The sequence below is a fragment of the Bacillota bacterium genome, assembly GCA_030019365.1.
Taxonomy (GTDB): domain Bacteria; phylum Bacillota; class Sulfobacillia; order JACIYH01; family JACIYH01; genus JACIYH01.
Genome location: JASEFA010000001.1, coordinates 491,245 through 506,727, shown reverse-complemented (window position 1 = coordinate 506,727; position 15,483 = coordinate 491,245). Strand labels below are relative to the sequence as shown.

Here is a 15,483-nt window from a genome sequence, read left to right as displayed (position 1 = left end):
GCCTGGCCTCAGGCACGTGGCGCGGTCCGGTGTCGCTGCCGCACGGCTGCACGACGGGCGGCGACGTGTGCGAGAAGAGGGGTGAGGTCGTTGGACGTCCTGGTGGGTGCGGTGCAGCTTGAGCCTCGTTGGTGCGAGAGCGTGAGCGAGGTAGCGGATCTCCTGCGCGGGCCCGTCGAGCGGGCCGCCCGGGCCGGCGCCAGATTGGTAGTCCTCCCATATCTCGGCGATCTGCTGGCCCGCCCCCACGCAGGTCACAGCGCCCGGGCTGCTGGCACACCTGCTCCGGGGGCACACGATGAATCGGTCGGTGCGGCGGGTGGGGCAATTCGGGGGGCCGCCGTTCACGGGGAGGCGGTTGGCGGGGAGGCGGACGACCTGGTAGGGGTCGCCGGGGAAGTGGCTCGCGAGGCGGGAGTGTACCTGGCCCTGGGGCTGCCCGACCGCGGGCGCGTGGGCGTGCTCCTCGGACCGGACGGGAGGGTGCTGGGGGGGCAGCGCCAGACCCATGTGCTCCCCGAGGAGAGGACCGTTGGCCTGGTCCCGGGGGACGAGTTGTTCGTTTTCCCGACCGAAGTCGGGCGTTTCGGCATGCTCGTGGGGAGCGACGCCTGGTATCCCGAGGTGAGCCGCATCCTGGCCCTACAGGGCGCCCAGGTCCTCCTCTCCCTGCAGGCGGTGCGCCGCCCGTACGTATCCTGGCGTCAGCTGGCCGGAATCTGGCAGGAGGTGCAGCAGAACCAGACCTTGGGGGTGGAGAGCTGCCTCCACGGCCGCCTGGCCCTCCCGTGTGGCGAGGTGGAGTTCGAGGGGCGCACAGCCATCTTTGCCCCCTGCGAGATGACCCCGGGCGAGACCGGCATCCTGAACGATGGACCCGATGAGGAGGGGTTGGTGCTCGCCCACCTGGACTTCGCGGCCCGGGAGGAGGTCATCCGGCAGTACCCCGTACTGGGTTTGCTCAATCCCCGGCTGTACCGGCGCTACCTGCCGGCCGTCTATCGCTCCGCCCCCGCTGCTTCCAGCGTTCCGGGGACGGAGGGGGCACCCCCGCTGCCGCCAGCGGAGACCGGGGGCCCGCGTGCGGACGCGGCGGTGCCGGCCGGGGGCGCATGTGCGGGCGCTGCGCTGCGGGACGCGCGCGTAACGGTGGCGGCGGTACAGATGCGGCTCGAGCTGGTGCGCTCGCCCGAGGAATACGCGGGCAGGATCCTGGGTTTTGCTGCCCGGGCGGCAGAACGGGGCGCCCGACTGGTGGCGTTCCCCGAGGACGTGGCCACCGCCCTGCTGGGTCTGCTGCCCGGCATCGACGACATCATGGCTGCGGGCGACCCGGGCCAGGCGGTGAGGAGCATGGGCCCCGACGCCACGGTGGCCGACATCTTCCGCTCGCTGGCCCCGGTGGTGCAGCAGGTCCACGAGGCTGCATTCTCCGAAGCGGCCCGCAGGTTCGGCGTGTACGTGGTGGCCGGCAGCGCCATCCTGCCCGACGCCCGCGGCCGCATGGTGAACGTGGCCCACGTCTATGACCCGGACGGGAGCAGGCTGGGTGAGCAGCAGAAGTGCCACTTCATCCCCATGGAAGTGGCATGGGGGCTCCAGACCGGGGACGACCTGGCCATCTTCGGTACCCCCTGGGGGCGGTTTGCCGCCCCGGTGTGCATGGATGCCACCTACTTCGAGACCTTCCGCATCCTGGCCCAGCGCGGGGCCGAAGTGGTGATCATCCCCAGTGCCAACCCGGAGCAGTACAACTGGTGGAAGGCCCTGCGAGGCATCTGGCCACGGGTGCAGGAGTCGCAGGTCTACGGCATCCAGTCGTGCATGGTGGGCAGTCTGTTCGGTCTCACCCTCACCGGGCGCAGCGGCGTGTTGGCCCCCATGGAACTCTCTGCCACAGGTGATGGTGTGCTCGCCCAGACCGACGATCCGCACGGGGAAGACGTGGTGGTAGCCGACCTGGACCTGGAGGGCCTGCGCAGGTTGCGCGACGAAAACGGGGTCCACCGGGCGTTCAACCCCTCCCTGTACGAGCGCTACTTCCCCGGAATCTACGGAAGGGACTGACAGGGATGTGCGGCGAGATTCCCGGCCGCAGAGTGGCGGTGCTGGTGGAGAAGGACTTCGAGGACCCTGTACGCCGCATGAGGGAGCTAGGCAAGGTGGTGGCGGGCATCTGCCACGCCGGGCACGTGCTGGTGTCGGCGGGTATCCTGCGCGGGCGCACGGTCACGTGCGTGGCGGCCATCCGGGACGACGTCGTCAACGCAGGCGCCACCTACGTGGACCAGGAAGTGGTGGTGGACGGCAAGCTCGTCACGTCGCGCACCCCCGCGGACCTGCCCGCCTTCTGCAAGGCCATCATCGAGGCGCCCTCTCCTGACCGGCCGGCTGCCGGGCCACCTGGCCTGCCTTACCCTACGGCTGCCCTGCTGCAGCGCCGGCTGATGACCGTACGTCTCGGGGCATCGCCACGCGCGGCACATCCTCGGCTCTGAAACCGGGAAAGGAGATAGGCGCATGGATCGTACTCTGGAGGCTGAACTGGAGAGCGCGCGGGAACGCCGGGACCTGGCGGCCCGGTTGCAGGGCAAGCTGCAGGCCGCCCGGGATGATCTGGCCCGGTGCCGGGAGAGGTGCCGCGAACTGGAACTGGTGCTCGCCAAAGAAGAGCAGGATGTGCAGGGGCTGCAGGGCCTCGGCCCCACCGCCCTCCTTTCCGGCCTTTTGGGGACGAGGGAGCAGAAGCTGGACCGGGAAAGACAGGAATTGGCAGCCGCCCAGTTGAAGTACGAAGCGGGCCGGGGGCAGGTAGAGGCCCTCGAAGAGGAGGTCGCAGCCCTGCGGGAACGGCTGGCCTCTCTGGGGCAGGCCGAGGAAGAGTACCTGCGGCTGCTCCGGCAGAAAGAAGAGGCGCTCAAGAGTGGAGGGGGCGAAGCGGCCGCGGCTCTCCTGGAACTGGCGGAGGAAGAAGGCCGGCTCTCAAGCTCGGCAAAGGAGCTGGAAGAGGCGCTGGCAGCAGCCCGGGAGGCCCTGGCTTCCCTGGACGATCTGCTCGCCGCCCTGGGTAGCGCCGCCAGCTGGGGCATCTGGGACATAGTGGGCGGAGGCCTGCTCGCGACGGCCATCAAGCATTCCCGCATCGATGACGCGCGGGGCAAGGCCGCTCTCGCCCAGCAGTCATTGAGCCGGCTGCAGAGGGAAATGGCGGACGTGGGAGGCCGGGTCGATCTCGGCGTCGGCGTCGGCGGTTTCCTCACTTTCGCCGACTACTTCTTCGACGGGCTCATCGTCGACTGGGTGGTTCAGTCCAGGATCAGCGAGGCAAGAAGCCGGACCGAAGAGCAGCGAGCGGCGGTGGCATCGATGCAGCGAAGGCTGGAAGAGGAGCTGCGCCGCACCGCCGCAATGACGGAGGATGTCCGCCGCAAGAGGCAACGTTTGGTAGAACAGGCCCAGCTCCCATGATCACCTCGGGTGAGGGGAGCGGCGGTTGTGCGGGAGGATGCACAGGGTGGCGCCGTTGGTCTGGTGGGGGGTGGCGGCGAGCGCCGTCCTGGTGGGTGGCCTGATAGCGGCGCTCAGGTCCGCCAGGTGGCTGCGCAGGGCACTGATAACGGGTGTGTTGTTCGGCCTGCTGGGGGCGGCGTTCACGGCCGGAGGCGAGTTCGGTTGGCATGCCTCACGGGCGGCCCTGCTCTTCGCGGATCTCGCCGCCCGCAGGCCGTACAGCGCCGTTGACCGGTTCATGCGGTCAAGCGAGTTTCACCCCATCGGCCTTCTCCTGTTCCCCGGCGCGGTAGGCTCAGACGTGGTCAACTGGGGCCTGGGTTTGCTGATCTGGCCGTTATACGCTTTCCCGCCCGATCGGGCTCCGTGGCCCGGTGCCGCCGTGGGGATGTTCCTGGCCACCAGGCCTGTCCTTGCCTGGGCGACATGGTTCTTGCAGGGTGCCCTAGGCGGTATTGCGTTGGTAGTCCCGCTCGTCTGGTTCGTACGCTTGATAGGGCCGGAGGGCGAACTGCCCGGTCGCGCAACGCCTTGACTCCTAACGACGTCAGATGGTGTGGTAGCGCTATGCAACCTTGTCGTCCCCGGCCTCGAAGCGTCGGGGTCTATCTCTGATCTAAGCGGTGTGCTTCGCGTGCACGCAATATGGGTAGAGACGCCGCGGCACATGCGAGGCACAGGACGCCCGCGCAGAGGAACACTGCCCGCGGGCCCAGCAGGTCTGCCACGGTGCCCCCGCCTGGAGACGGTGCCTTCCAGGAGGAACAGGTTCTGGGAGTCCTGCCACAGCAGGTAGCGCACTTCGCGGGCAGGGACGCCGGGTGGTGCGTAGCGCGCCAGGACGTGGCGGCCCTTGATGCCCTTTGTGACCTCGACGTCGTCTTGGGCCAGGATGGTGAGGTAGGGGGCTTGAGGGGCATCTTTGCTGCCGGGCAGGGTGAGGGCGGGCGGGTCGGTGAGGGACGCCTGGGCCAGGCGCAGGTCGGTGCGGCCCGTGTCCTTGTCCACTCCACCACATCTCACATCATCCGTTCTCTTCAATCCACTTGCCTACGGCCCGCCTCGCCTCCGTGAGTAGGCGTCTGACGGTACCTTGGGGCCGGCCGAGGCACACGCGGCAGACCGGCGGGCGCAACTCGCCACCGCTAGCGCTGCAACCTGGGAGCGTGTGGTGCGTCTGTATAGGAGGGCGGGTAATGGACAGGGAGGTCTGACCCGTGCTGCAACGTTGGGACCGCAGGAAGCTGCGGCAGGGACGGGGCTTGCTCCGCCGGTCGTGGCTGGTGTTGCTCGTCTTTCTTCTCGCGGCAGCCTGGTGGCCGGCACGGCCCGGGACAGGGTGGGGCTGGCCCGATGCGCGGGCGCAGGGCGAGAGCCAGCAGCCGGGGGCGTTCACCTTCATCCACATGACCGATCCCCATCTGGGTTCGGGAGCGGGCAACCGGTTCACGCCCCGGGTGGTGAGCGAGATCGCGGCCCGGCCCGAGAGGCCGGCCTTTGTGGTGGTGGGGGGCGACCTGACCGAGCTGGGCGGCCGGGACCAGTACGATGCCTACGACGCCACCCTGGCGCGCCTGGGCTTGCGCGTGTACTCAGCCCTTGGAAACCACGAGAGCAGGTGGCTGGACGCCGGCAAGGGCAACTTCGTAAACCGTTACGGCCGCAGCTACTATGACTTCTCTCACGGGGGCATCCACTTCGTGGTGCTGGACACCTCGGTGACCAACCAGACCCACGGACACTTCGAGCCGCTGATGCTGGACTGGCTGCGAGGCCGGCTGGCCGCCTGGGGCAAGGAAGCGCCCGTCGTGGTCTTCATTCACCATCCCGTGGGCTATCCGGGTCAGCGTTTCCTGGACAACGAACAGGATTTCCTGGAGGCGGTCGAGGGATACCGGGTGGTGGCCGTGTTCACCGGGCACGGGCACATCCACGCCTCCTGGCGACGGAACGGCATCCCCTTCTTCATGACCAAAGCGGCCATGGAGGGCGGGTACGCCATCGTCCGCGTGGCCGAGGGAGCCCTCACCGTATGGGCCAGGACGGTGGACGAGGAATCTGCCCTGTCTGCCGCCGTGCCCATCAGCCCCGCCGAGGGTGTCCCGGTTGTTGAGTTGAAGGTGGTGGGCCCCAAAGCCGGTTCCCGGTGGAAGAGTGATTTGCCTCTCCGGGTTCAGGTATCTCCGTCCGAGGCGGGGGTGGAATACCGGGTGGGTGGGGGTCCCTGGCTTCCTCTGGGCGATCCCGGGCAGGCCCTGCGTGTGACCACCGTCTCCATCGATGGGCTGCCGCCGGGATTCCACGACCTCGCCGTGCGTGCGACCGTGGGCGAGGAGGTGTGGACCAGGGAGGTGCGCGTCCTCCTGGAGCCCCCACCGGCGTCGGTGTCGCTGGCCTGGCGGTACCGCACCGGCGGGGGTGTCCAGTCCACCCCCGTCGTCAACGGCGCTCGGGGCGTAGTGTACTTCGGCTCCAACGACGGGGCTCTGCGCTGCGTCGGGTTAACCGACGGCAGGCTCAGGTGGCAGGTGTGGACGAGCGGTCCCATCCTCTCCGCGCCCTGCCTGGCCGGCGACACCGTCTACTTCGGCTCCACCGATGGCCGGCTTACGGCTGTGGATGCCGCCACCGGCAAGATGAAGTGGCGGTTCTCCGGGCGGGGACCGGTGGTGGCCTCGCCCCTCTATGCCGCAGGCACCGTGTACTTCGGGGATGGAGAAGGTGTATTCCGCGCCCTGGATGCGTCTACGGGCTCGGAGAGGTGGCGCTTCCCCACTGGGGGTCTCATCCGCGCCGTCGCAACCTGGGGGCGCCGCATGGTGTACTTCGGTTCATGGGACGGACACGTCTACGCCCTCGATGCCGCCACCGGGCGACTGGTGTGGAAGCGTAACCTGGCCCGGCAGGTGTACTACGCGCCCATCGGGGGTGCCCCGCTGTACTACCTGGACAAAGTATACGTGACCACCCCCGCCGACCCGCATGCCGGCCGTGTGGGGGTGCACGCCCTCGATGCCGCCACCGGTGAGGTCGTGTGGCAGAGCACCGTCCCCGGGGGACTGTCCTATCCCGTGGCGCAGAACCTGGGCCTACTGGTCAACACCGCCGGGGGCAGGGTGACCGCCCTGCACCCCCTGAGCGGCGAGGTGTGGTGGGAGCTGCCCACGGATGTCACCGTGTACGACTCACCCGCAGTGCCATACGGTGGGGACGCCATCCTGGGCGGATTGTGGGGAGAGGTGGTGGCCTGCAACGGCTGGACCGGGCAGGAGGCATGGCGCTACCGCCTGGACTTTCGGCTGCTTGCCGGCCGGGTGACGGCTGGGCCCGGGTACGTGCTCGTGCCCTCGATGGATGGCTACCTGTATGCCCTGCAGGTGGCCCCTTCGCCGCTCCCGTCCCCGGAGGTTCCCTTCGCCGACATGTCCCGGCATTGGGCGCGGGAAAGGGTGGCCGGGATGGCGCGGCTGGGTCTCATGCAGGGGTACGGGGATGGCACCTTCCGTCCCACGGCTCCCATCACCCGGGCAGAGATGGCGACCGTGCTGGCGCGTTACCTGGTGGCGACCGCCCCTGCAGAGGGGTTCGCCACCCGCTTTGCCGACGTGGGGGAACACTGGGCAGGGGAGCATATCCTGGCCCTGGAGCAGCGGGGACTCGTACAGGGCGAGCCGGTGGGGGACGGTACGGTGAGGTTTCGTCCCGATGACCCCGTTTCCCGGGCGGAACTGGCGGCCATGCTGGCCCGGGTACGCGGTGCCACTACCCCGTCCCCCGGCTTCACCAGCCGGTTCGCCGATGTGGCGGGCAGCTGGGCGCGGGACTGCATCGCTGCCGTGGAGGAGCAGGGCCTGGTAAGGGGAGTCCCTCAAGGGAAGAAGTACGTTTTTCGACCCTTGGCCCCCGCCACGCGGGCGGAGGTGGCAACCATCCTGAGCCGGCTGGCGGAGGGACCCTGAACCCGAGGCGCGCCCGCTACGTCGTAGCCCTGTCTTCGGCGGGCAGGCTCGTGCGCGGCGTGCTCAGCACCCCGTATCAGCACCCCGTATCTGTTCCGCGGGCTGGGCGGGGTGCTCTCGGGCGCGTACGGCGTGTCCCTCGGGTCAGTGTGCTGCGGGTGGTCTGGGACAAGGTGCGCATGGGCATCCCCCTGGGGGCTGCAATCCCGAGTCGGCGTGTGAACCCTGTCGCCGTTGCAACGGTTAGGGGGCCAGGTCCGTCTCTTGTAAAGTGGGGACAGGATTCCCGGGGAGAGGTAGATCCTATGGGTATTGAAGTCCTTCTGGTCTATCCGGACTTCACGGTGACGGAGGTGGCCCTGCGGCCGGGGCGGTACCAGGTCGAGGAGGGGGGCTGGTACGCGGAGGGCCTGGCGGCCATGGCCGCCTCGCTGCAACACGCCGGGCACCGCGTGGCCCTGCTTCACCTGACCCGTCCCCCGTCCAGGGAGGAGTTCCTGGGAGCCGTGGGGCGGCACGACCCCGCCCTGGTGGGCCTTACCGTGCGTTCTAGTGCCCTGTCCTATTGCGCCCAGTACACAGCCTGGGTGAAGGAAGTGTCGCGGGCCCCGGTGGTCTGGGGTGGTTACCACCCCACCCTGGCTCCCGGGGAATGCATAGAGGTTCCGGGGGTGGATGCGGTCTGCCTGGGAGAGGGGGACAAGGCGATGGTGGAACTGGCCGACGCCCTGGCAGGCGGTACCGATCCCACTCGGGTAGGCAGCATGTGGTTCCGCACCCCCTCGGGCATCGTGCGCAACCCCGTGCGGCCCCTGGTGGAGGGTCTCGACCTCCTGCCGCTGCCCGAGTTCGGGCTTTTCAACCACTCGCGTCTGCTGGCCACCCGCGCCCGCGCCGCCATCGCCATGGTGTCGCGGGGCTGTCCCTTCCGCTGCGGGTATTGTTCTAACCACCGGCAGCGGGACGTCTACCCCAACGCCCACCGCTACCCCCGCTTCCGCAGCCCCGCCGGCGCCATGGCGTACCTGCGCAAGCTCCTCGCCTGGTCCCCGGGGACCAGGGAAATCCGCTTCCTGGACAACGTATTCGGCCTGCGCCGGGACTGGCTGGAGGAGTTCTGCGACCTCTACCGTCGTGAAATCGGCCTTCCTTTTGCGTGCAACCAGCGGCCGGACCTCGTGGACCGCGCCCGGGCTTCCCTGCTGGCGGCGGCCGGGTGCCGCACCGTATACATGGGCATCGAGTCGGGGGATCCCCAGATCCGCCGGGTGGTGCTGGGCAGGCCGGTGAGCGACGAACGTATGGTGGAAGCGTTCCGCACCTGCCACGAACTGGGGATGAACACGGTCGCCTACAACATGGTAGGTCTCCCCGGGGAAGACCGCGGCAGCGTCCTGGCCACCGCCAGGTTGAACGCCCGCGCCCGCCCCTCGGCAGTGGTGGTGAGCGTCTTCTCGCCCTATCCGGGCACCGACCTGTACGAAGTCTCGGTGCGGGAGGGCTACGTGCGCCCGCCCCTCGACTACCGTGCCCGCACCTTCCTGGACCAGCCCGGTCTGCCCAGGCAGGACGTACTGCTCCTGCACCTCTTCTTCCGCCCCCTGGTGCGCCTGTACCGTCTCTTCGGCCCCGACAGCGTACCAGGCTGCATCGTAGAGCGGGCGCTGCTCTGGCGGCACCTGCCCACGCGGGCCCTGGTACGCTGGGCGGATGCCACCCGCCACCTGCTGGGGCGCATGCGCTACGGGCTGCAACTCTACCTGCCCCCCCTGTACCGCCTGTTCCGCACCCTCAAGCACAGCGCCTGACCGGTGCTCAGTCTGGGAGGCATCGTCACCCCCATCAGCCCCGTTTACACCAGCCTGGAGGTCAGGCACCAGATCGGGAAGCATTCCCCCATCCTCCGCCCGTCGCGGGCTCGTCCTGCCTCGCCCAACCAGGGGGGGCCTCCACCCCCAAGTCAGCGCCTATGCCGGGCGCACAAAGACCGGGCGCGGCTGGTTGCCGCGCCCGGAGCCCGCCCCCGATATGTATTTCCAGCACTTTCGCTGGTGGGGCTCGTGGTGGACGATTGCATCTTGGGCACCTGATGGTTCGCGCTGGGGAATGCACCTGCTGACAGGAAGGTTACTCGCCCGACAGGGGGTTGGCCGCGCTCTGCAGGAAGGACAGGAGCCCATCGATGTGGTATACCACCTCGCGCCGACATTGAGCCGCCCGGAGCGCCAGCTGGGCAACGTCTGTTCGCTCGCGGGCGACGTGGAACAGCTCCCTCATTTCGGGTGGGAGCATCCCCGCCAGGTCGGTGCCGTCGCAGACCAGGAACGGCACCGAGACCTGGTACAGCTGGGCGAGCCTGGCCAGGGTCGATTGGCTGGGATTGCGGGTACCCCGCTCGTAGGCGCTTATGGTGGAGTAATGGCACCCCACGGCCTGTGCTACCTCGTCGAGACTCATACCCCGGCTCACCCGAAGGCGGCGTAGCCGCTCTCCCATCGATTCCAAGCGGTCACCTCCCTTCTATCTCTGGATACTTATCCCTTGGTAGGGGAATTCCTGTCGCCCGGATGTACAAAATGGAGTGCCGTTTCGACACGTTCCGCAGCCGGTGGCCCCGGACGGGTTCTGTGACTGGTGGGCGCTGGGAGAGGAGTGGGGCTGCGGGCGGCGAAAACATAGTTGTTGCATCCCGGCAGGGGAGGAGTGGCCGTGCTAGGAGAAGGCGACACCCGTGTGTTCCGTCCCCAGGGCGAAAAGCAGCTCAACCCGAGGGAGGTCCTGCTCAGGGTGTACAGTGCCCTGCAGGAAAAAGGAACTCACGATCCCGTGCAGCAGATCGTGGGATACTTGCTCTCGGGAGAACCAGCCTACATCACCAGCTACAGGGATGCCCGCAACCTGGTACGACAGGTGGAACGGCACGAGCTTCTGGAAGAGCTGGTGAGGGCGTACGTCGCCGCTGCAGAAGGCAAGGCTTAGGAAGGCGGGGGCGGGGGATGGACATGGTGGACCGGGTGCTGGCGGTGGTGACCACTGCTGCCACCCCGGTGGTGGAGCTGAGAGGCGCCATCCCGCTGGGGCTGGCGCTGGGGCTTGCCCCCTGGCAGGCCTGGATGTGGTCTGTGCTAGGCAATTTGCTTCCGGTCCCTGCCCTGCTGTGGGGCACCCGGACCGGCCTCAACTGGTTGGAGCGGCAGCCGTGGCTGCACAGTCGCCTCAAGGGCTGGGGGGAGCGGGGTTCGTCCCGCCTGGCGGCCCGGGTCAGGCGCTGGGGGCTCCTCGGGCTGGCCGCGTTCGTGGCCGCTCCCCTGCCGGGCACGGGGGCCTGGACGGGTGCGGTAGCAGCCAGCTTTCTGGGAATAAGACCCGTCCCGGCCCTGGGTGCCATCACCCTGGGGGTCGTGGCCGCCGGGTTGCTGGTGGCGGGAGCGGGGGCAGCGGCGGTGACGATAGGGCGGGGATAGGGGGAGTGCCGGTTGAGCCTGGCAGGAGAGGGAGAGGAACGCATCGGGTGGGCCGCTCGGCGCATGCCGGTACTTGGCGAGATCAGGCGTCGCTGGGAGACTGAGAAGCCTCTCGAGGGCGTGCGCATGGGGGCGTGTTTGCACGTCACCACAGAGACGGCGAACCTTGCGCTCACCCTGCAGGCAGGGGGGGCACAGGTGGCTCTGTGTGCCTCCAACCCCCTGAGCACGCAAGACGATGTGGTGGCTGCCCTGATCGAGCGGGGCATCGCCGTGCACGCCCGGCGGGGGGCGAGCCGGGAGGAGTATTACGCTCACATCCGGGAAGTGCTGGACACCCGTCCCCACCTCACCATGGACGACGGGGCAGACCTGGTTGCCATGATCCACCAGGAGCGTCAGGAGTTGCTGGCGGACGTGTGGGGGGGGACGGAAGAGACCACCACCGGGGTCACCAGGTTGCGCGCGCTGGCCCGTGACGGGCAGTTGCGCTACCCGATAGTGGCCGTTAACGACGCCCGCACGAAGTACCTGTTTGACAACCGGTACGGAACCGGACAATCGGCCCTGGACGGGGTCCTACGGACCACCAACATCCTGCTGGCGGGAAGCACCGTGGTGGTGGTGGGATACGGCTGGTGCGGGCGGGGGGTAGCGGCGCGGGCGCGGGGCATGGGGGCCCGGGTGCTCGTGGTGGAGGTGAACGCCCTGCGAGCGCTGGAGGCGGCCATGGAGGGCTTCCCGGTGGTCTCCATGGACGAGGCGGCCCCGCGGGGAGACCTTTTCATCACTGTGACGGGCAACCTGAAAGCCGTCTCGGGAGAGCACATGCGCGCGATGAAGGACGGCGCCATCCTGGCGAACGCCGGGCACTTCAACGTGGAGATCGACATCGGGGCCCTGGAGAGCATGGGTCGGAAGCGCCGGGCCCGGGAGAACGTGGACGAGTACGCCCTGCCCGATGGCAGGCGCCTGTACCTCCTCTGCGAGGGGCGCCTGGTGAACCTGGCCGGGGCGGAGGGGCACCCCGCGGAGGTGATGGACATGAGTTTCGCGGACCAGGCCCTCACCGTGGCTTGGCTGTCCACCCGGCCCGGTCTTGCTCCGGCAGTATACCGGGTCCCGGACGAGATAGACGAGCAGGTGGCCCGGATGAAGCTGGAGGCCATGGGCATCGCCCTCGGGCAGCTCACCGAGGAGCAGAAACATTACCTGGAGCAGTGGGAGACGGGCACGGTGTAGCCCGGAGGTGCCAGGGAGGGGAGAGATACGATGGATGTGGAACGTCTGGCGGGCCTGATCAGAAGCATCCCCGACTTCCCCGTGCCCGGGATCCTGTTCCGTGACATCACACCACTCCTGCGCGAGCCGGCCGCCTTCCGCCATGCCCTGGATCTACTGGCCGAGCACTGGCGGGGGGTGCCGGTGGACCTGGTGGCGGGTGTGGAATCGCGGGGGTTCATCGTGGGGGCGCCGGTGGCCGAGCGCTTGGGAGTGGGTTTCGTGCCCGTACGCAAGCCAGGGAAGCTGCCCTGGGCCAAGGAGCGGGAGGAATACCAGTTGGAATACGGCACGGCGGCGGTGGAAATGCATGCCGACGCGGTGGAACCGGGCCAGCGGGTGCTCATCGTGGACGACCTGCTCGCCACCGGCGGTACCGCCAGCGCCGTGCGCACGCTGGTGGAAAGGGAAGGAGGCCGGGTGGCAGGCTTCTGCTTCCTGATCGAGCTATCACCTTTGCGCGGTCGCGAGAAGCTGGCCGGGTACCCCGTTTGGTCCCTCATCAAGTTCGACTGACGGGCGCCCGCCTGGTCCTTCATCACATGGGGCCGGCGGGCCAGGGGGCGGGCGTCGGCCGGAAGGCCCGGTGCGCCCGGGGTACGGGCGCAGGAGGAGGATGAGTTCATGGCCGAGGCCGAGATCGGCATCTTCGGGGGGTCCGGTTTCTATCAGTTCCTGGAGGGGGTACGGGAGGTCACCGTCGATACTCCCTATGGTGCTCCCAGTGATCGGGTCGCTCTGGCCGAAATAGCGGGCAGGGAGGTGGCCTTTCTGCCCCGTCACGGCAAGCACCACCAGTACCCGCCCCATGCCATCAACTATCGCGCCAACCTGTGGGCCATGAAGGAGCTGGGGGTCACCCGTATCATCGGCCCCTGTGCGGCGGGGAGCTTGCAGCCGCCCGTCCGGCCGGGCGAATTCGTCCTGTGCGACCAGTTCGTGGATCGCACCCGCGGGCGCAATGATACGTTTTTCGATGGACCGGCCGTCGCCCACATTTCCACTGCCGATCCCTATTGCCCCGAAATGCGGCAGGTGGCGTGGGAGCGCATGCAGGCCCTGGGCCTTCCCGGGCACCGCCAGGGTACGGTGGTGGTGATCCAGGGCCCCCGTTTCTCGACGCGGGCGGAAAGCCGGTGGTTCTCCCAGCTGGGCTGGGAAGTGATCAACATGACCCAGTATCCCGAGGTGGTGCTGGCGCGGGAGCTGGGCATGTGCTACCTCAACATATCCCTCATCACCGACTACGACGTGGGGCTGGAAGGCCGGACCGACATCAGGCCCGTCACCCACGAAGAGGTCCTGCGGGTCTTCTCCCAGAACAACGAGCGGCTCCGCACCCTGCTGGTGGAGATCGTAAGCCACCTGCCCCGCCAGCGGGGATGCCAGTGCGAGGAGATCTCGCGCCAGGCCCGCCTGACCTCCTAGCTCCGGGCCCGTCGATTCCCGGGTGCGTCCCTCTTCAATGGCAACCTGTCGCAGCTGAAGGTCGCAACTCCAGGAAGCCCGCGCGCTCGAGGAGCCGGAGATAGCCGAGGGCGTATGGGGTATCGCGCACGCCGGTTTCCAGTTCCACCAGCCGCTCCACCTCGGCCAGGGTCCGTTTCCCGTCGCTCCAGTAGAGGAGGCGGGTTTCCAGCAAATCGGCGCCTTTCTTGTGCTCCCGCCGGAAAAGGAAGAACTCGAGAGCTTCGGATGCCGGCAGGGAGGCAAACACATCCCGGCGGTCCACCGGCCCGGGAAGGAGACGCCGGGGGATCAGGCGTCGCGCCTCCGGGTCTCCGTCGCCTGCCGCGCCGGGCCCGTGTGGTTCCCCGCCCTGCGGGGTAGGTGGCCCGTCTTCCCGGCCTTTCCTGCCCGCGGGGGCGGCGGTCGGTGTTGGGGCGGGATGAGTGGTGCTCCTCAGTATGGTGATGCGGCGCTCCTCCTGCTGCGCCACCCGCCGGCACTCTTCTGCGAGAGACGCCTCCACTTTCCGGAACGACTCGCCTTCCTCCGGGGCGAGCAGTCTGTGCAATGAGGCCAGATCGGCGAGCCGGCGGTCGAGCCGGAAGGCGATGCGCCCTGCGACTCCAGCTGCCGCCCCGGCCTGCCCGCCGGTTTCCTCGCTTCGCAGCACGCTGTCGCGCACCGCGGCGTGCAGGGTGGGGGCGAAGCGGGCGGTCATCTCTGTCCCCAGCCAGCACGCTTCCGGCAGGCCCGCGTTCGCCAGGAACATGGCGTATGTTCCCGTGGCCACCGCCACCCGGCGCAGCGCTTCGGGGTCGACCTTGTCGAGGGTATCGGCGGAGGTGTGGTAGAACCTGTCGGGCCACTGGATGATCATGGGGCAGGGGATGCCCACGGTGGGGTCGCCCAGCAGGTAGTGGTCAGACCCGCCCGAAAAAGGTGTTTCTGTCCAGCGCAACATGGGTAGCCGGGCGGTACCACCCCAGTTGGTCCCTTCCGTGAGGGCCTCGGCCATGATCAGGGACAGCAGGTCGGAAGCGAAAGAGGGGGTGGCCAGGGGTCCCGACTCCACCTGTAGGACGCTGCCGCACAGGTCCTGGCGTTCGCCCACCATGTCCAGATTGACCGCCGCCACGGTTCGTGCTGCCGCCCCGGGCTGGGAGGCCAGGTAGCAGGTAGTGCCGTTGATCTCCGGCACCAGCAGCAGGCGGATTCCCCGCCGGGGGCGGGGCAGGCTGCCCCGTTCGATCAGGGACGCCAGGCTCACCAGGGCCTCCACCGCCGCCGCTGCCCCGGAGGCGTTGTCGTTGGCGGAAGGCTGAGGGTGGCACAGGTGCGCAATCACCAGGATTTCCTCTGATGAGGTGCCCGGCAGCACCGCGGACAGTACGTCCATGCTCCCTGCGTAGAAGCGAGCCGCCACCCGGGCATGAACGGGCAGGCCTTCCGGGCCCGCCTCCCTGAGCAGCTTTCTCAACGCGTCCCCTGCCCGCGGAGAAAGGACGAATCCCCAGATAGGCCTGTCCCCGGGCGCCCACCAGAAAGAGGTGTACTGGAGGGCGTCGGCCAGGTGCCCGCTCCAGGCGGGGGGCAAGGGCGCGGGCCGCATGCCGGAAGCCGGGGCTGGCCTGGATGCGGTGGTGCCTGGTGATTTCTGTCACTGTGTCCAGGGCACGGGCCCCCGAGACTTCTCCCGCCAGTCCATTCAGGATGCCATGGAACACCGGTATCTCTCCCTTCGTCGGGCCGGCGATCATCCCCCAGGCCACCCGAGGTATTTCCCGCGGGGGGGCAGGAAATCCTGCAGGTGGCCGAGAAAT

The 15,483-nt window shown here is 68.6% G+C and carries 12 protein-coding genes and 1 pseudogene; 11 read left to right on the top strand and 2 right to left on the bottom strand.

The window, feature by feature from the left end; all coding sequences use genetic code 11:
• The first annotated feature begins 90 nt into the window (after window positions 1–90).
• From QME70_02430 to QME70_02405, 6 genes and pseudogenes are all read left to right on the top strand, one after another.
• Complete coding sequence (locus tag QME70_02430) at window positions 91–2,067, top strand: nitrilase-related carbon-nitrogen hydrolase (GenBank protein ID MDI6893468.1); 1,977 nt, start codon at window positions 91–93, stop codon at window positions 2,065–2,067.
• Between the two features lie 62 nt (window positions 2,068–2,129).
• Window positions 2,130–2,369: pseudogene (locus QME70_02425) on the top strand (DJ-1/PfpI family protein).
• 151 nt (window positions 2,370–2,520) lie between these two features.
• Complete coding sequence (locus QME70_02420; protein ID MDI6893467.1) at window positions 2,521–3,468, top strand: hypothetical protein; 948 nt, start codon at window positions 2,521–2,523, stop codon at window positions 3,466–3,468.
• 46 nt (window positions 3,469–3,514) lie between these two features.
• A complete protein-coding gene (locus QME70_02415) occupies window positions 3,515–4,045 on the top strand; it encodes a hypothetical protein (protein ID MDI6893466.1) in 531 nt (176 codons plus the stop codon).
• A 682-nt stretch (window positions 4,046–4,727) separates the two neighbouring features.
• Window positions 4,728–7,469, top strand: coding sequence for a PQQ-binding-like beta-propeller repeat protein (locus tag QME70_02410; protein ID MDI6893465.1), 2,742 nt, complete (start codon window positions 4,728–4,730; stop codon window positions 7,467–7,469).
• A gap of 305 nt (window positions 7,470–7,774) precedes the next feature.
• Entirely contained in the window at window positions 7,775–9,277 is a 1,503-nt protein-coding gene (locus tag QME70_02405; GenBank protein ID MDI6893464.1) for a radical SAM protein, read from the top strand.
• Between the two features lie 319 nt (window positions 9,278–9,596).
• On the opposite strand, the gene QME70_02400 is transcribed toward QME70_02405, so the two are convergent.
• Complete coding sequence (locus tag QME70_02400; protein MDI6893463.1) at window positions 9,597–9,965, bottom strand: helix-turn-helix transcriptional regulator; 369 nt, start codon at window positions 9,963–9,965, stop codon at window positions 9,597–9,599.
• Between the two features lie 213 nt (window positions 9,966–10,178).
• Between QME70_02400 and QME70_02395 the strand changes: the two genes are divergently transcribed.
• The 5 genes from QME70_02395 to QME70_02375 all read left to right on the top strand — a co-directional run bounded on the left by QME70_02395 (window position 10,179) and on the right by QME70_02375 (window position 13,642).
• Complete coding sequence (locus QME70_02395; GenBank protein ID MDI6893462.1) at window positions 10,179–10,448, top strand: IreB family regulatory phosphoprotein; 270 nt, start codon at window positions 10,179–10,181, stop codon at window positions 10,446–10,448.
• A gap of 17 nt (window positions 10,449–10,465) precedes the next feature.
• Window positions 10,466–10,933: a small multi-drug export protein gene (locus tag QME70_02390; GenBank protein MDI6893461.1), complete on the top strand. Its 468-nt coding sequence runs from the start codon at window positions 10,466–10,468 to the stop codon at window positions 10,931–10,933.
• 12 nt (window positions 10,934–10,945) lie between these two features.
• Complete coding sequence (locus QME70_02385) at window positions 10,946–12,175, top strand: adenosylhomocysteinase (GenBank protein ID MDI6893460.1); 1,230 nt, start codon at window positions 10,946–10,948, stop codon at window positions 12,173–12,175.
• A gap of 30 nt (window positions 12,176–12,205) precedes the next feature.
• Complete coding sequence (locus QME70_02380) at window positions 12,206–12,730, top strand: adenine phosphoribosyltransferase (protein ID MDI6893459.1); 525 nt, start codon at window positions 12,206–12,208, stop codon at window positions 12,728–12,730.
• Window positions 12,731–12,838: 108 nt separating this feature from the next.
• Window positions 12,839–13,642, top strand: a complete 804-nt coding sequence (locus tag QME70_02375) for an S-methyl-5'-thioadenosine phosphorylase (protein ID MDI6893458.1) — start codon at window positions 12,839–12,841, stop codon at window positions 13,640–13,642.
• A 34-nt stretch (window positions 13,643–13,676) separates the two neighbouring features.
• Here the strand turns inward: QME70_02375 and QME70_02370 are convergent, their stop codons facing one another.
• The gene (locus QME70_02370) at window positions 13,677–15,140 is read right to left on the bottom strand and encodes a DUF4910 domain-containing protein (GenBank protein MDI6893457.1); all 1,464 of its coding nucleotides are present in this window, start codon (window positions 15,138–15,140) and stop codon (window positions 13,677–13,679) included.
• Between the last annotated feature and the right edge of the window lie 343 nt (window positions 15,141–15,483).